Source organism: Pseudanabaena minima str. Chao 2107 (assembly GCF_051131155.1).
GTDB classification, from domain to species: Bacteria; Cyanobacteriota; Cyanobacteriia; order Pseudanabaenales; family Pseudanabaenaceae; genus Pseudanabaena; species Pseudanabaena minima.
This window is the reverse complement of the sequence record NZ_CP159508.1, coordinates 245,536-261,912: the sequence shown is the minus strand read 5'-3', so window position 1 is coordinate 261,912 and position 16,377 is coordinate 245,536. Positions and strand designations below refer to the sequence as shown.

The 16,377-nt window shown below is 43.3% G+C and carries 18 protein-coding genes; 8 read left to right on the top strand and 10 right to left on the bottom strand.

Annotated features, from left to right (window positions below):
* Positions 1-9: 9 nt before the first annotated feature.
* Both bchD and ABM313_RS01215 read left to right on the top strand, forming a co-directional pair.
* Positions 10-2,061 carry a magnesium chelatase ATPase subunit D gene (bchD, locus tag ABM313_RS01220; RefSeq protein WP_434685887.1) on the top strand — a complete coding sequence of 684 codons (2,052 nt, stop codon included), beginning with the start codon at positions 10-12 and terminating at the stop codon, positions 2,059-2,061.
* A 92-nt stretch (positions 2,062-2,153) separates the two neighbouring features.
* Positions 2,154-2,831 carry a DUF2459 domain-containing protein gene (locus ABM313_RS01215; protein ID WP_434685886.1) on the top strand — a complete coding sequence of 226 codons (678 nt, stop codon included), beginning with the start codon at positions 2,154-2,156 and terminating at the stop codon, positions 2,829-2,831.
* A 24-nt stretch (positions 2,832-2,855) separates the two neighbouring features.
* Here ABM313_RS01215 and ABM313_RS01210 read toward each other — a convergent pair whose 3' ends face one another.
* Positions 2,856-4,127, bottom strand: a complete 1,272-nt coding sequence (locus ABM313_RS01210; RefSeq protein WP_434685885.1) for a glycosyltransferase — start codon at positions 4,125-4,127, stop codon at positions 2,856-2,858.
* A gap of 306 nt (positions 4,128-4,433) precedes the next feature.
* Here ABM313_RS01210 and ABM313_RS01205 point away from each other — a divergent pair, with 306 nt between their 5' ends.
* Both ABM313_RS01205 and ypfJ read left to right on the top strand, forming a co-directional pair.
* On the top strand, positions 4,434-5,228 hold the full coding sequence (locus ABM313_RS01205; protein ID WP_434685884.1) for an ABC transporter permease: 795 nt from the start codon (positions 4,434-4,436) through the stop codon (positions 5,226-5,228).
* A 238-nt stretch (positions 5,229-5,466) separates the two neighbouring features.
* On the top strand, positions 5,467-6,363 hold the full coding sequence (gene ypfJ, locus ABM313_RS01200; protein ID WP_434685883.1) for a KPN_02809 family neutral zinc metallopeptidase: 897 nt from the start codon (positions 5,467-5,469) through the stop codon (positions 6,361-6,363).
* 45 nt (positions 6,364-6,408) lie between these two features.
* On the opposite strand, the gene ABM313_RS01195 is transcribed toward ypfJ, so the two are convergent.
* Entirely contained in the window at positions 6,409-7,302 is an 894-nt protein-coding gene (locus ABM313_RS01195) for a cation diffusion facilitator family transporter (protein ID WP_434685882.1), read from the bottom strand.
* An 88-nt stretch (positions 7,303-7,390) separates the two neighbouring features.
* On the opposite strand from ABM313_RS01195, the gene ABM313_RS01190 reads away from it, so the two are divergent.
* From ABM313_RS01190 to ABM313_RS01180, 3 genes are all read left to right on the top strand, one after another.
* Positions 7,391-8,812 (top strand): efflux RND transporter periplasmic adaptor subunit, encoded by a 1,422-nt coding sequence (locus ABM313_RS01190; protein ID WP_434685881.1) that lies wholly within the window; start codon positions 7,391-7,393, stop codon positions 8,810-8,812.
* Positions 8,813-8,818: 6 nt separating this feature from the next.
* The gene (locus ABM313_RS01185) at positions 8,819-10,093 is read left to right on the top strand and encodes an ABC transporter permease (RefSeq protein ID WP_434685880.1); all 1,275 of its coding nucleotides are present in this window, start codon (positions 8,819-8,821) and stop codon (positions 10,091-10,093) included.
* 271 nt (positions 10,094-10,364) lie between these two features.
* Complete coding sequence (locus ABM313_RS01180) at positions 10,365-11,051, top strand: ABC transporter ATP-binding protein (protein ID WP_434685879.1); 687 nt, start codon at positions 10,365-10,367, stop codon at positions 11,049-11,051.
* A 132-nt stretch (positions 11,052-11,183) separates the two neighbouring features.
* Here ABM313_RS01180 and ABM313_RS01175 read toward each other — a convergent pair whose 3' ends face one another.
* From ABM313_RS01175 to ABM313_RS01165, 3 genes are all read right to left on the bottom strand, one after another.
* Positions 11,184-12,257: a PDDEXK nuclease domain-containing protein gene (locus ABM313_RS01175; RefSeq protein WP_434685878.1), complete on the bottom strand. Its 1,074-nt coding sequence runs from the start codon at positions 12,255-12,257 to the stop codon at positions 11,184-11,186.
* A 113-nt stretch (positions 12,258-12,370) separates the two neighbouring features.
* Positions 12,371-12,598, bottom strand: coding sequence for a HipA N-terminal domain-containing protein (locus tag ABM313_RS01170; RefSeq protein WP_434685877.1), 228 nt, complete (start codon positions 12,596-12,598; stop codon positions 12,371-12,373).
* On the bottom strand, positions 12,592-12,843 hold the full coding sequence (locus ABM313_RS01165) for a helix-turn-helix domain-containing protein (protein WP_175358807.1): 252 nt from the start codon (positions 12,841-12,843) through the stop codon (positions 12,592-12,594). The genes ABM313_RS01170 and ABM313_RS01165 overlap by 7 nt, the downstream gene beginning before the upstream one ends.
* Positions 12,844-13,053: 210 nt before the next feature.
* Here ABM313_RS01165 and ABM313_RS01160 point away from each other — a divergent pair, with 210 nt between their 5' ends.
* Positions 13,054-13,674 carry a type I restriction endonuclease gene (locus tag ABM313_RS01160; RefSeq protein WP_434685876.1) on the top strand — a complete coding sequence of 207 codons (621 nt, stop codon included), beginning with the start codon at positions 13,054-13,056 and terminating at the stop codon, positions 13,672-13,674.
* A 13-nt stretch (positions 13,675-13,687) separates the two neighbouring features.
* On the opposite strand, the gene ABM313_RS01155 is transcribed toward ABM313_RS01160, so the two are convergent.
* Genes ABM313_RS01155 through ABM313_RS01135 form a run of 5 tightly spaced genes read right to left on the bottom strand, consistent with a single transcriptional unit; the run spans position 13,688 to position 16,205 of the window.
* On the bottom strand, positions 13,688-14,110 hold the full coding sequence (locus ABM313_RS01155) for an HNH endonuclease (protein ID WP_434685875.1): 423 nt from the start codon (positions 14,108-14,110) through the stop codon (positions 13,688-13,690).
* 5 nt (positions 14,111-14,115) lie between these two features.
* The gene (locus ABM313_RS01150) at positions 14,116-14,523 is read right to left on the bottom strand and encodes a hypothetical protein (RefSeq protein WP_434685874.1); all 408 of its coding nucleotides are present in this window, start codon (positions 14,521-14,523) and stop codon (positions 14,116-14,118) included.
* 24 nt (positions 14,524-14,547) lie between these two features.
* A complete protein-coding gene (locus ABM313_RS01145; protein ID WP_434685873.1) occupies positions 14,548-14,886 on the bottom strand; it encodes a DUF5615 family PIN-like protein in 339 nt (112 codons plus the stop codon).
* Positions 14,883-15,107: a DUF433 domain-containing protein gene (locus ABM313_RS01140; protein ID WP_434685872.1), complete on the bottom strand. Its 225-nt coding sequence runs from the start codon at positions 15,105-15,107 to the stop codon at positions 14,883-14,885. Before ABM313_RS01140 ends, ABM313_RS01145 begins: the two co-directional genes overlap by 4 nt.
* A 15-nt stretch (positions 15,108-15,122) precedes the next feature.
* Positions 15,123-16,205, bottom strand: a complete 1,083-nt coding sequence (locus ABM313_RS01135) for a ParA family protein (protein ID WP_434685871.1) — start codon at positions 16,203-16,205, stop codon at positions 15,123-15,125.
* Positions 16,206-16,377: the final 172 nt, after the last annotated feature.

The following is a 16,377-nucleotide window of genomic DNA, read 5'->3' as shown; positions in this document are numbered from 1 at the left end:
CTTGATCGCATGGTCTTTTCGCCGCCTGTCAACCCAACCACAAACACCGCCTACACTCCTATCACATTTCCTCTAGCAGCAGTAGTTGGTCAAGAAGCGATTAAAACCGCTTTACTGCTAGCAGCGATCGATCCTGCGATTGGTGGCATCGCCCTCGCAGGTAGACGCGGCACGGCAAAATCCGTCCTTGCTCGTGGGATTCATGCTCTCTTACCTCCAATCGAAGTTGCCGTTGAGTCTCTTAGTAACTGTGATCCAACTAAGCCCGACACATGGGACGATGCTCTAATCAAGGCAATGAAGGACAAAGACAAGAGCGAAATCGTCACCAAAGTTATTCCTGCACCATTCATCCAAATTCCGTTGGGAATTACCGAAGATCGGCTGATTGGTTCGGTGGATGTGAGTCGCTCGGTGCGCGAAGGTCAGACTGTATTTCAGCCAGGGATTTTAGCAGAAGCCCATCGTGGCGTTCTCTATATTGACGAAATTAATTTACTCGATCCACAGATTTCTAATTTACTACTTTCCGTTCTTTCTACAGGCTATAACCAAGTCGAACGCGAAGGCATCAGCTATCAACATCCTTGTCAACCTTTGCTGATTGCCACCTATAACCCTGAAGAAGGCATTTTAGGCGAACATCTGATGGATCGGATTGCGATTAATCTTTCGGCTGATGGAGTTCTCTCCCTCGATCAACGAGTAGAAGCAGTAGATATGGTATTGGGATATGCCAATTCTCCTGAAGCCTTTTTGAGTAGCTATGACTCGGATATTGACGATCTGCGGACACAGATTATTTTGGCGCGAGAATGGCTCACGGATGTGACCATTTCTAGGGCGCAGATTCAGTATCTCGTTGCGGAAGCAGTACGTGGTGGAGTGCAAGGACATCGGGCTGAGTTGTTTGCTTTGCGGGTAGCGAAGGCGGCGGCGGCATTGGAAAGTCGGACTCAAGTTAATGCTGATGATTTGCGTCAAGCGGTAGAACTGGTAATCGTACCGCGATCGCCTCTTTCTCCTGAGCAACAACAACCCGAGCAGCAACAGCAACAACAAGCACCGCCGCCGCCACCAAATCAAGACGATGGCGAACAGGAGCAGGATGATAATCAAGAGGATCAGGAACAAGAGCAAGAGCAGGAAGATGAATCTCCTGAAATTCCTGAAGAGTTTATCTTTGATCCAGAAGGTGTAATTCTTGATCCAGAAGTGTTATTTTTTGCTCAGTCGATGCAAAAGCAAGGGCGATCAGGTACGCGCAACCTCATCTATTCTCAAGAGCGTGGGCGTTACATCAAGCCAATTCTGCCTCAAGGGAAAAGCGATCGCATCGCCGTAGATGCCACACTTCGCGCTTCGGCTCCCTATCAAAAAGCGAGAAGATTGCGCCAACCCCATCGTAAAGTGATCGTTGAGGATGTGGATATCAGAGCGAAGAAGTTAGCACGTAAGGCGGGAGCGCTGACAATTTTCTTGGTAGATGCCTCTGGCTCGATGGCGCTCAATCGGATGCAGTCGGCTAAGGGTGCAGCTTTACGGATGTTGACCGATAGCTATCAAAACCGCGACCAAATTTCGCTAATTCCCTTCCGAGGCGAAAAAGCTGATGTATTGTTACCGCCCACCCGTTCCATTGAGGCGGCGCGTCGTCGTCTTGACACGATGCCCTGTGGTGGTGGTTCGCCTTTGGCACATGGATTAACTCAAGCAGTGCGGGTAGCAATGAATGCTCGACAGTCGGGCGACGTTGGTTCGGTAACGATTGTGGCAATTACCGATGGTCGCGGCAATGTTCCACTGGCGCGATCGCAGGGTGAACCCATCGATCCTGAAAATAAGCCTGATATCAAAGCCGAGTTAATTGATATTTGTCGTAAGATTCGGGCGTTGAATTTGGGTCTGTTGGTGATCGATACGGAAAACAAATTCGTATCTACTGGCTTTGCCAAAGAACTCGCTGCCGCAGGTGGTGGTAAGTATTACCATTTGCCCAAGGCAACTGATCAAGCGATCGCTAATGTTGCTCTTAGCGCGATCTCCGATCTGCGTAATTAGTTAGGGCTTCGACTTCGCTCAGCCAACGCCATATATTGAGAGTTGAGCGTAGTCGAAACTCTTCACCGTAGTTAAAGTTACTAGTCAGTTAAGTGACACGTAAACATAAGCTCTATATAGTTCTAGGAATATTACTGGGGATTTTGATCGCGATCGCCAGTTATTTTCTCTATTGCCCTAGTCCAACTGCGGGGCTGTTTCCGCCTGCTCCCAATGCCAAAACTCGCACGATTTATTTTGTCCAACATGAATGGCATTCTGGCTTAGCATGGGCGCAAAGGTCAGGAGAAACTTTTGGTGCGGAAGAATGGAAAGACTCTCCATTTGTAGAAGTGGGATGGGGCGATCGCCAGTTTTATTTTGCAGGTGATCAGTCGATTCCTTCAATGCTTCGGGCTGTATTTATTCCATCGGATAGTGTGATGCATGTAGCAAGCTTTGCCGAAGCACCTGAGAAATTTTTTAAATTTCCTGTTTTACCGATTGAGTTATCAGAAGCAGGATTTCAAAATTTATTTGCTTATGTGAAGCAAACTTTTGTGGTGAATGAGAAAGGCGATCGCTCAGCAGCGATCGGCAAAGGTCAATATGGCGTGAGTAGCTTCTATGCGGCTGTACCGAGATATTTCTCGGCATTTAACTGCAATACATGGGCGGCTGAGGCGTTACGCAATGCAGGAGTTTCTGTCTGTCCCAATCGCGCCGTATTAGCGAAAAATCTTGGTGAACAAATCAAATCTTTACAAGGAGTAAGTAAGGGCAATTCATGAATTGCCCTTACTTACTCCTTGCCCTTAAGTGAATTCCTTCAAAGCCGATCGCAAGATTTCCGCAGTTTCATAATTCTGTTGTTGCTCATGGAGTTGAATGGCTTTGGTAAAAGCAGCGATCGCTTCTGGGAAATAGCCTACTTTCATCAACACGACACCTAGATTTTGATGTGACTCGGCATAGTTCGGTTCGAGAGCAATTGCTTTTTGGTAAGCAGCGATCGCATCGATAAAACGTCCAGAAGTTTTGAGCGCAATTCCACAATTAAAATGTCCTTGGGCAAAATTGGGAGCGATTTGAGTTACCTTTTCAAAATAGGCGATCGCTTCTTTTGGGTTGAGTTCTTGATAGATATTGCCTAAATTGAGATAAGCAGAAAGCTTCACAAGGTTAGGAACATCTAGGGCTATTACTTGCTCATAGGCGCTCTTAGCTAGTTCCCAATCTGCGTTTTGGTGATAGGCAAGCCCTAAATGGTAATTTAATTCACAGCGAATTAAATTTTGTTGATTGGTATCCTCAAGTAAGGCTAATCCCTTTTGTAATAGCTCAATTCCTAAACTGCGATCGCACTCTTGAGGACTACTGATGTACAAAGCTCCTAATTTATTGAGCATATAGCTATCATCAGGAAATGCTTCCAAATGCTTGTGCATTAGCTGTTTAGCAAACTCATACTTATGCTTAAGTTGGATCTCGCTATCCGTATAACCGTAATGCAGTAAAACTGGAACTTCTACATTTAGTACTTGCCAATGAGGTTCTTGCGCTTGTAAAGCTGCCACCGATTGATCGATAGATTCATGATAGATACCTGTAAATGTAATCGCTGGATGATTGCGAAATAATCGTAGTACGAGAGAATAGGGAGCTTGCTGTGCATCTATTTCTGATCGCAAAAGATTGACCGCTAGACAATCATCTCGTTGCATTACCTCTTGCAAAGTAGCGATCGCACTTTGCTCTAAAACTTCATCGGCATCAATTACTAAAATCCATTTGCCCTTAGCCTGTGCGATCGCATAGTTTCGCGCCTGTGAGAAGTCATCACACCACTCAAAATGAAATACTCGCGCCTGATATTTTTTGGCAATAGCAACCGTGCGATCGCTTGATCCTGTGTCAACGACAATGATTTCATCGGCAAGTGCCTTTAGACTCTCTAAGCATTTTGGTAAACGCTGCTCCTCATTTTTAACAATTAAGCAAGCACTTAACTCTATGGATATTGGCGATCGGGCAAATCCTTTCTTGACAGATTTAGCCACAGGTTTAGATGTTTGGGTGCGGGACATGGCGTACAGTTTATTGAGGCTTTAAGAGTAATTAGGTCATCAAAAGAAACTTGTAAATGCAAAGATCCCCGACTTTTTTTGTGAATTTGTAAATTATCTTTGCTTGCTTAGAAAAAGTCGGGGATCTTAATCTGTGCTTTTTAAGTTTTCTTGTGCCTAGCTACTTACAGAAATATTTTTAAAAGTGGCACTAAACGCCGATGGTCAAAAATATTTCTGGGTTTTAAGTCAGCGCAAAGCGCTGTAGCCATTTTTTGGTTGTGGTATTACGGGTTAGGATATTTATCTTAACAGTTGAAAAGACCTATGCAGCTTAGATATATATTGCGCGTTACGACGACTTTATTTGCCACCTATTATGCCTATATGCTCGAATATCGGGCTGAACTTTTCATCTGGTTATTATCCAATTCTTTACCATTTATTTTAATGGGAGCATGGCTAAAAGCTTCAGAAACTGGTAGCTTTGGTTTCACAGCTTTAGAGTTTATTCGTTACTTCTTAGCCGTGTTTGTGGTGCGTCAATTTAATATTGTTTGGGTGATTTGGGACTTTGAGAAGGAACTAATTTCAGGACAGCTTTCGCATCGTTTATTACAGCCCCTCGATCCATTTTGGCATCATCTGATTAATCACATTGCGGAACGTTTTGCCAGATTACCGATGCTAGTAGTGCTGATTGCTTTATTCTTTATTCTCTATCCGCAATCGTTCTGGGTTCCCTCATGGTCAACAGGTTTGATGGCGACATTCATTGTCACGATCGCCTTCTTGTTGAGATTCTTGATCCAATATACCTTTGGACTTCTGTCATTTTGGACCGAGCGTGCGAGTGCGATCGAGCAACTCTGGTTTTTAGCCTATATATTTCTATCAGGCATCATTGCCCCTCTAGATGTATTTCCACCGCTAGTTCGCGATATTGTCCTGTGGACTCCCTTTCCTTACATGGTGTATTTTCCTGCGGCTCTTTTGGTGGGCAAAGCGATCGCTGTTTGGCAAGGAATTGGCATCATGGCAGGATGGATGGCTATCTTTTTTGTCGCCAATCGTTGGCTATGGCGTAAGGGAATCCAACAATATTCTGGTATGGGAGCCTAAATGTGTTGCTCCCACTACGCGAGAGAAACGCATTTATAGTCTTGTTAGGACGTAAAACCCGAAGACGAGTGGCGGCGCTTCGCGCCGCCACTCGTCTTCGGGTTTTGATTTGTCCCAATGCAAATGGCTACAGCTATAGCTTAAGAAATAGCTGTATTTTAAAAAATTATTTGGTTTTAGTTGAGGCTGATAGCGCTATATTCACAACAATGAAATCACATAGAGCAGGATTGGCGATATGAAATGGGATGAGATGCGTGAAAGCGATAACGTAGAAGACCAGCGTGATGGTTCGGAGGAGTCATCAGAAGCATCGAACTTAAGCTCATCGTCTGTGGGCATGTTGGGCGGCTTAGGTGCTGGTGGTATCGCGATCGCTGTTATCGCTGGTCTGATTTTTAAAATTGATCCCACCCAGCTTTTGAGTTTAATTGGTGGCAATAATAAACCCGCACCAGCACCACAAGCTTTAGTCAAAACACCAACCAAAGACCGAGACTCGGCTTTTGTCAAATCTGTTCTTGGTGATACTGAAGACACATGGGAGCGAATTTTTAAACAACAGCTCAAAACTAATTACCAAGCCCCAAAGTTAGTTCTTTTTGACGGCTATGTTAATTCAGCCTGTGGCTCAGCCAAAACTTCGGCAGGTCCATTTTATTGTCCAGCCGATCGCAAAGTTTATCTAGATATGGGCTTCTTTAAGTATCTAGAAGCTACGGCTGGGAATGATGCTGACTTTGCGCGAGCCTATGCGATCGCCCATGAAGTTGGTCATCACATTCAAAATTTGCGCGGTACATCAAGCAAGGTAAGGCAGTTAAAGGCAAATTCAAGTAAGACTAAAGCCAACGAGCTATCAGTAAGAATAGAGTTACAGGCTGATTGCCTTGCAGGGGTTTGGGGACATTTTACGGCTCAACGGGGTTTGATCTCCGATCAGGACATTACCAAGGCTCTAAACACTGCAACACAAATAGGTGACGACTATTTGCAAAAACAGTCTAAGAGTGGGCATGTAACTCCAGAATCCTTTACTCACGGCACTTCTCAACAAAGGGTAACTTGGTTTAAGCGTGGTTTAAGTACTGGCAATATCGATCAATGCGACACCTTTGCAACGAATCAGTTATAACAAAGGTGAAGCTTCGCTTCACCTTTGATTTGATCGCTTTTACTACTATAAATCCTGATCTGTCCATGATTTGGGATCTTCTAATGGTTCCAAATGGGTGAATACATTTACATGGGGTAAAGCTTTGCTGATGGCGGTTTCAACCTCTTCACATAAGTCATGCCCCTGTTGGACTGACCAATTGCCTGACACCAGAATATGAAAAGATACAAACTTTCTTGTACCTGCCATTCGGGTACGGATTGCATGAAACTGGACTTGATGGGAATCGTAATGAGACAAAATTTCATCAATCATTTGTCTCTCTTCTAGAGGAATAGAGGCATCCAAAAGGGCTGATCCACTTTCTTGGATCAGCTTTATACCAGTCCAAACAATATTTGCTGCGACTAATAAAGCAATCAAAGGATCAAGAATTAACCAACCTGTAACAGAAACTAATAATAATCCGAGGATTACGCCTACAGAAGTCCATACATCGGTTAGCAAGTGGTGAGCATCAGCCCGTAAAGTAATTGAGCGTAGTCGCTTGCCTGCTTTGAGTAAGATCAAAGCTGTTAAGCCATTAATGGCTGAAGCCGCTAATGATAGGACTAGACCAATACCAAGCTGTTCGAGAGGTTGAGGATTTAATAATCTGGGAATGGCGGCGATCGCAATACTCACTGCCGCAACTAAGATCAACGCGCCTTCAAATCCACTAGAGAAATATTCAGCTTTAGAATGTCCAAAGGCATGTTCTTCATCTGGTGGCTTTGCGGCATAGGTTAACGCCCACACTGCCCCGATCGCAGCAACGAGATTAACTCCCGACTCAAGGGAATCTGATAAAAATCCTACGGAATTAGTCAACAGATAAGCGCCTAATTTTAGAGCGATCGTCAATAGTGCCGCTCCGATTGAGAGAAACCCATAATAACGAGCAGATTTATTTTGCATATCGCCATCTATTGAAAATCAGGTAAGTTCAAGTGAACGTTTGATCGAGTATAAGTGTCTAAAGCCATTAACCATTGACTTAACTCTTATGCAAACAGAGAAACAACTGAAACCGCAGGAAATGGATTTAACCGAAGGACAAGAGCTAGACGAGCTAGAACAGCCAAAAAAAAAGTTCCTAGGACATTGGAGATGGCGGATTGCCATCATCTTGCTCCTAATTGCGGTTAGTGGTGGTGGTTACTATGCCTATACGCAATTGACTGCACCTGCGAATAATCGGGAAACGCGCCGACGCGATCGCACTGTTGCTGTTAAGCGAGAAACCTTACCAATTATCGTCACTGCTAACGGGACAATTCAACCTGAAAAGTCAATTAACGTCAGTCCTAAAAGCTCAGGGAGACTCAAGAGCTTACTGGTCAAGGAAGGAGAAAATGTACGCACAGGTCAAATCCTTGCCTATATGGATGAGTCCAATACCTTAGGACAAATCACCCAAGCGGATGGAAATCTGGCAGCGGCGCAGGCAAGTCTCGATCTATTAAGATCTGGTAATCGCGCTCAAGATATTGCCCAAGCTCAAGCCAATTTAACTAACGCCCAAGCAACTCTTGAGCAATCAGAGATCGTTTATCGCCAAAATCAACAGCTTTATCGCGAAGGGGCGATCGCCTCGCGCGATCTGGATGCTTCTAGAACCACGATGGAAGCTAATCGCGCTAGGGTGACACAGGCGCGAGAGGCTTTATCTTTGCAGCAATCAGGTTCACGTCCTGAAGAGATAGACCGTGCACAGGCACAAGTTGTAGCCGCCGCAGGATCTTTGCAAAGTGTGCAGTCTCAGTTAGAAGACACAATTATTCGCGCTCCCTTTGATGGAGTGGTAGTCCGCAAATACGCTGACCCAGGGGCTTTTGTGACACCAACCACATCAGGAAGTTCGGTGAGTTCAGCAACGGCTTCTTCGATTCTTGCCCTTGCTAGTAACAATCAAGTTGTGGCGAATGTGGCTGAAGCCGATATTGCGCGGATTGAGATCGGTCAGCAGGTGACGCTGCAAGTTGATGCCTATCCGACCAAAAAGTTTCGGGGTCGGGTAGTGTCGATTTCCCCGCAGGCGATCGTTAACCAGAATGTCACCAGTTTTGAAGTGAAAGCCGAAATCACTTCTGAAGACAAGCAAATGTTGCGAGCAGGGATGAATGCCAGTTTAGAATTTAGATCTGGTGAATTGAAGAATGTGATCGTTGTCCCCACTGTGGCGATCGTTCGAGAAAAGGGGCTTACAGGCGTATATGTCAAGACGGCGCAAAGCGAAACGGCTGTATTTACACCAATTGAAACTGGACTCACGGTTGACGACAAAACCGAGGTTAAATCAGGATTAACAGGCGATGAGAAAATTTTTGTTTCTTTTCCAGAAGGTTCTGCACGTCCACGTACTGAGCCTAGAGGTGTTCCTGGGCTATCTCCTTCACCTTCGTCACCTCAAAGAAGTCGGGGTTAAGCACATATGCAAAAGTCAAAGCCATTAGCAAAACCACGAATTCAAGTTGCTAAGGTTCCCTTTGCCGAAATTCTGACTATGGCAGCGGAGTCTCTCTGGAATAACCGATTGCGAACTGCCCTAACCATGTTGGGCGTGATCATTGGAATTGCGGCTGTAATTGCGATTACATCCATTGGTCAAGGTATTCAAAAGTCAACGGAAAATCAATTACAAGCCCTTGGCACAAATTCCATTAATGTTCTCACAGGTTCCGCACGGACAGGTGGCATTAGTCAAGGTGGTGGTACTGCTTCCACTTTGACCCTAGAAGATGCTAAGGCTGTAGCAAAAGCCCCTGCGGTGAAGTTGGTCTCGGCGTATTTGCAGCGAACTCGGCAGATTTCCTATGGCAATCAAAACACTTCGACAACTGTAATCGGTACAGATGTCAACTATTCTCCAATTCGTAATACTTTCCCAAATGAAGGGCGATATTTTGAACAGGAAGATATTGATAATGCTAAATCTGTAGTGGTGCTTGGCTCAAAGGTAAAATCGGATCTATTTGGTAATGCCAATGCCATTGGCGAGAGGATTCGGATTCAAGGTGAACAGTATCAAGTAATTGGGGTAATGGAGTCTAAAGGGGCTTCAGGTGGATTTGATCAGGACGATCGCGTATTTATTCCGCTTAAAAATATGTCGGCGAGACAGGTGGGTAATAATGCCTTGCAAGGTATCTCGGTGAGTGGATTTTGGGTGCAAGCCTTTGATGAATCAGAAATTGATGCTGCACAATTTCAGTTAACTAATCTCTTACGCCTACGACATAAGATTTATCCACCTCAACCCGATGACTTTCGGATCGTTAACCAGACCGATATTGTCAGTGCTTTTACGAATATTGTGGGCTTACTGACGCTCATGGTCGGCGCGATCGCGGCGATATCTCTGATCGTTGGCGGTATTGGCATCGCGAATATTATGCTGGTTTCGGTGGTGGAACGTACTCGCGAAATCGGTGTCAGGAAAGCCTTAGGAGCAACGCGATCGGCAATTCTGAATCAGTTTCTCACTGAGGCAATTCTAGTGTCGGGGCTGGGTGGTGTCGTGGGGATTGGTTTTGGTGTAGCGATCGCCTATACTTCGGCAACAATTTTTGGATTTCCATTTTTGGTATCGATCTGGGCAGTTGTGGCTGGTTTTGGCTTATCGATGGTGGTGGGTTTAGTGGCTGGGGTAATTCCTGCAAGGAGTGCGGCTAAGTTAGATCCCATTCAAGCGCTCAGAAGTGATTAAGAAACCATTTAAGAATTGTCTAGATCCCCCTCAATCCCCCTTAAAAAGCTACCGTGTACACACAAGTCTCTCTGTTTACGTTTGAGGGTTTAGATCCCCCCCAGCCCCCCTTAAAAAGGGGGGAGAATTTTCTTCTTCCCCTTTTTAAGGGGGATTGAGGGGGATCTCTTAGAACTTTTGACCGCAGAAAGTAATTCTTAAAAGGTTTCTAAGATAAGAACTTCTTAGAGGTTCTTAATCTTGGGTTTGAAAATGCAACTTAAGGAAATCTATGATTCGTCTCAATAATATTCGTAAAGCTTATCGTCTCGGTGAGGTTGATGTCCCAATTCTTAAAGGGATTGATCTAGAGATTCAGTCGGGCGAATATGCGGCGATTATGGGCATGTCAGGTTCAGGCAAATCAACGCTGATGAATATTATCGGCTGCCTCGATCGCCCTACGTCAGGAAAATACTATCTCGAAGACCGCGAATTAACGACCTATAACGACGATGAACTCGCTTTCATTCGCAATCGTCGGATTGGGTTTGTGTTTCAGCAGTTTAATTTGCTATCACGCTCAACGGCGATCGAGAATGTGATGCTGCCGATGATTTATTCCAATATTCCCAAAGAAAAACGTCATCGTCTTGCCTCTGAAGCCTTAACGAAAGTCGGACTTAGCGATCGCATGTCCAATCGTCCTAATCAACTATCAGGCGGACAACAGCAACGTGTAGCGATCGCTCGTGCCTTAGCTAATCGTCCTGCGTTAATTCTGGCGGATGAACCGACAGGAGCTTTAGATACGCAGACATCCCATGAGGTAATGGAACTATTAGGGGAGTTAAATTCACAGGGAATTACGATTGTGTTAGTTACCCATGAGCATGATGTTGCAGAGAGAACTCGGCGAATTATTCGGATTCAAGATGGTTTGATCGTTAAAACTGAACAGGCGGCGGCTCTCAAATGAACTTGAAAGGGCTAAGTTTTTGTTTCCTTTGGTTAATCAGGAGAGGTTAGAAGTGGCATGGCAAGTTTTACGCAAGATTGCAGAAATATAAGAAAGCTTTTGATTGTGAAATAGCGATCGCTCAAAAACATATCAATCTTGTTCCAACGAAGGTAATCGACGACGAGCCGAGGCGATCGCTTGTTGGAGTTTTGCTTGAAGTAATTCTTTGGGTGGTAATACGGTGAGGTATTCGGCGACATGGATACCGCTTTTGTCTAGTTCGAGCAATTCAATTTGTTCTTGCTTTTTACCTGCACATAAAATGATTCCCAATGGTGGTAGTTCGTCACTCTCTTGATCATATTTGGCAAGCCAACGTAAATAGAGTTCCATTTGGCTTTTGTATTCATGGCGAAAGTTACCGAGTTTGAGGTCGATTGCTACTAGGCGTTTGAGTTTGCGGTTATAGAACAGCAGGTCAATATAAAAGTCATCGTTATCAATTTGGATACGTTTTTGCCTTGCGATAAATGTGAATCCTGCGCCAAGTTCTAGTAAAAATTTCTCGATGTCTCGCAAGATGGCATCTTCTAGATCCTTTTCGAGGTAGCGATCACTTATATCTAAAAAGTCTAGGATATAGGGATCTTTTAGTAGTAAATCGGGTGATATTTGCTTGTTTTCGCGTAATTGTTCTAGATCATGGCGAATGGTTTCTTCAGGCTTGCGGGAGATGGCGGTGCGCTCGAATAGCATGGAGTTGATGCGTTCTTGTAGTTGGCGAACACTCCAATTTTCGAGCTGCGTAATCTCAATGTAGAAGTTACGCTTCAGTGGGTCATCTATGCCCATAATTAGCTTGAGATGTGACCAACTCAATTTTGCACACAGTGTATGCAGAATTTCTCGATTAGGAAAAACTTCGGCTATCAGGATGCAATAACGCAGTTGTCTTTCACTCCAGCCTTTACCGTAAGTTTGGGTGAGGTGTTGAGAAAGTTCTGTTATAACCTGTTTGCCATATTCGGCGCGTTGACGTTTCAGTATTTCGGTTTGAATGCGATCTCCGACTTGCCAATAGAGCATAGTAATTTCGGTATTGATGGCAACGGCAGCGCGTTGTTTGGCTGCGTCAATAAGCTGACGAATTTCACTAAAGAGTGTTTGCGCTGTTTCTTGGATATTGGGGATGATTTGTGGTGGGTTTCGATCAACTTCTTTCATTATGTTTCTGTATTTTTAGAATGAGTATTAGGGCGATCGCTAGGCGTTGGTACAATGCTTATGATTGCTAACTTTTTACATTTAGAGATCGCTTGGCTAAAGATAACATTCCTTCAAAAATTGGCTGACTGACATGAGTAGTAAAGTCTATAGACCAGATCTCCTTCATAGGACTGTCTGCGTAAGGGCATTGATAAAGAGATGGGACGCGCTCCGTCAGTTTCTAGCCATTCTTCTGCATACTGAAAGTTCATTGCGCCACTGGGTAAGTTTTGCCAAGTGCCGACTAGATAGCCATTCATGAGGATATTGAGGCTATTGACGCGCCTTGTTCTTACCATTCTTCTTTCCATCCTTGTCTAGGCTTACGAGCTTCTTCTTTGGGTATAATCTGTATTTCTAGATCTAGAGCGGAGAATAGTTTAAATAGAGTTTCTAATTTTGTGCCTTCGGGGTTGTTTTCAAAGGCGGAGATGGTGGCTTGTTTGATGCCTACCCGATCGCCTATTTCGGCTTGGCTTAACTTTTGTCTTTTGCGGCGATCGCGTAGATATTCAGCTAGTTCTTTGGAGGAGTGGATTAGCATGGTTTGATGCTTTTATCCTTTTTAGGGTATAAAACCAAGTTTATCCCTTATAGATTATAAAATCAAGTTTATCCTTTGTACGGGATAATATTTACACTGGCGATCGCGTTTTTTAAAAGATATTTGGATAATATTTGGATAACGACTTGTTAGGAATTGAGAGCTAGAGATTAGAATTATTGTATTAAAACCCAACTCAAAGTATTCACTATGCAAACATTAGCTGTTACTGAAGCTATCACAATGATCGCTGAAGCAGAGGGAAAATTTGGCTTGAGTCGTAGTGAATCGAGAGATTTTTTTACGGAATGGTATGACCAGTTACCAGAGATCAAGCCTAGCGATCGCGCCAATTTAGAGATTCTCTGGCGGCGTTATATTTATCATCGCTCTGGTGGACATTTGCTAGAGAGTACGGTGATGCTATTGCTAGTTTCGCCATTGCTCACGATCGCTGGTTTATACGATCCTCCTTTTCGGATTAAGGCGGAGGAGTCGATTGCGATCAATGTTGCTGATAGTGAAGAAACTCTACAGGGGCGAATTGATGTGTTGGTATTGCGCGATCGCCTGTGGATTATTGTTTTAGAGTCAAAGAAAACGATGCAGTCGGTTTGGTCTGCTTTGCCGCAAACTTTGGCTTATTTGATGGCTAGTCCGAATGGCGATCGCCCGACTTTTGCGATGTTGACGAATGGTGATGATATTGTGTTTGTGAAGATGGAGGGTAAGCAATATGCAATGTCTCAGGTTTTGGCTCCTCTGGTTAATCGGGGTGAGTTAGAGGTTGCATGGCAAGTTTTACGCAAGATTGCAGAAATAGGAGTTTGATAGTTTTTATAAGTTAATCTGGCGGATGCCAACCAATTGCAAACCAACGTTTGCGAGTAGCGATAATGACCGCATTATTCATCCGCAAAGCGATAACTGTTGCACGTCCAATCGCTGTTAAACCTTCAACTTGAGATGCATCATTATTCCATTGAAAATGATCCTTCCAATTTTGTTTTCGTGGATTAAACAAAGCTACAAGTTCGCCTGTTAATGGATCGATCGCTTCTGTGGTGTCAGATTTGTATTCATTGCAAGTTCGACAGGCAAGACATAGGTTTTCAGTTGTATTCAGTCCTCCTTTTGAAACTGGTTGAATATGATCGATTGTCATAGGCATACCGCTATTTGCTTCGGTTGTGAGGCAATAGCAGCAACGCTTACGGTCAATTGATTCTATTTGCGATCGCAGATTTTGGGAAATATAGCCTGACACAAAACCTACCCTGCTAGTCTGGGAACATTATGACCACGCCATTTGAGGATTGCGGCGGCTTGGGATTTGCGTAACATAAAGCGATCGCTATCTTTACGGAGGTTATCTAATTCCAGTTTTTCGGAATCAGTAAGTGCTGTATTTTGTTGTTTTGCTAATAGGGATTCGTAGCGTTCCATTTCTAGCTGAGTTTTTTGGCTACGGGCAATTTGCCATAATGAATCGTCGTCAAGTCGATCTAAGCTGGCAAGGTCGGTTTGAAATTCTTCGGGTACGTCTTTCCATGTTGGGGGACTACCAATTTGCAAGGCTTGTAAAATTACGTCTTCTAGCGATCGCTGGGTAGCTCCTGCCGCGATCGCTAGGCGTTGGTACAATGCTTCTGGTATTTGTAAGGTAACTGTTTCAGCCATATTTTTTTCTCGATAATTTTAAATTTAATTTCCGCTAATTTCTACTAATGCTTCACCTGTAGCCAGAATTTCTAAGGCTCTTGGTAAAGTAGCGGTTAGAATCTCTTTTAATTGGGCATTAGATGTATTACCAAATGTCAACCAAATAATTTGCGGCGGCGATCCGAGACGTTCAACTAGATCCACAAAATCACTATCTTTGGTCATAAAAATAATTTTTTGAGCTTTACCTGCTTCAAAAATTTCGGGATCTTCTGCATCTCTTAAACCCAGATCTCGTAAAGCGAAGGCACTTATGCCAAAGGTTCTAGAGATCCAAGGGGCGATCGCTGGTGATAAATGGGCATCAATCCAGATGGTCATGCGACTAATACGGGATGATTGAGTTTACGCGATGCATAGGCTAGTGCTGCTTTGAGGTCATCTTTTTCTAGATCGGGCATTTCTTCTAAAATCTCTTCGGCATTGAGTCCTGCTACAAATAGATCGAGAACGTCTGATACACGAATTCTCATGCCACGAATGCAGGGACGACCGCCGCATTGTCTGGGGTTAATGGTGATTCTTCCAAGTAGTTCTGGCATTTGAATATTCCCTTACTAAAAATTATTAATTATATAATCTGCTAAAGAGTCATATTCTTGGTTCATTCTTCTTATTAATTCTTTCTGCGATTTTGACCAAACGGAAAACATTGTTGGTTTATATGAAGATAGACTATTAAGGGGAACATTCAATTTTTGAATTTCAGCAGCCATTGTATTTAAGTCTTCAATTTTTGCTGCGGGTTCGGCTGTAACAAAATCAGGAAGACAATAATAATAAGGAATCCCCCTCAACTTAGGAAAAAGGCTGTATTTCATGGTATCTAATATCTTGTCAAGATGAAATCTATCAGATCCGATCTCTTTACGCTCTTTAGTACTAGTGTATGTAGTTGTATCAAATCCATTAAATATCCAGCCACCGAATTTAGGCTGTCCCTTTGAAGGTATAACTTCGTCATATTTATTTGAAGTTTCATAGCGTTTTCTACCCTGATTCCAATCTTCAATAAAAGATGGTAAGACTTCTCCAATTAAATTGACACAGTAGGAAGAAAAAGAATCGGGTGTACAAGGCACTAGAAAATAATCAGAACAATATAAAGCAGAACGTACTAGTGTGTTGAAAGAAGGTGGTAGATCGATTAATACATAGTCATAAACCTTTTGTTCTTCTTTAAGCTTTTCTACCAATAGAAAAGGGATTAAAAATTTATACAATCCTGAGCCTTGAACAACATCCGTTCCAACAGTTAAAACATCAGCAAAACTATTGAGCCAAAAGTCACCTGCTATAACATCGATTAGCGTTTGTTCATCTTTATTATGAAAAACATTTAGCTGATGTTCAAGCTGATATTTAGGTTGCGTTGTGTAGGTTTTACTACTCTGAGTTGGTTGTAAAGAAGGCTGTGCAAAAGCTCTAATAGTTCTTCCAAAAGGATATTCTTTTGTTCTTTCAAGATACTCCGCAAATTCCTTATAACCAATCGTTGCGATAGAAAGATTGCATTGAGGATCGAAGTCAATCAAAAGGATCTTCTTGCCTTTATTGGCTAGGGAAGCACTTAAATTAAAAACAGTTGTTGTTTTGCCAACACCACCCTTGTTGTTGAATAGAGAAATTATCTTAGTCATTCGCTATTTTATATAAACTATTAACATCGTAGAATCTAGTTTTCAGCGTAACATATTAAAAGGTGATTTGTGTTGTATAACGCACAAGCATATTTAAACCTAAAATAGATAACGGAAAAGATTAATGTAAAATGCGGATCGCCTATCTCTACCTTACTCCCCCTTAAGACTT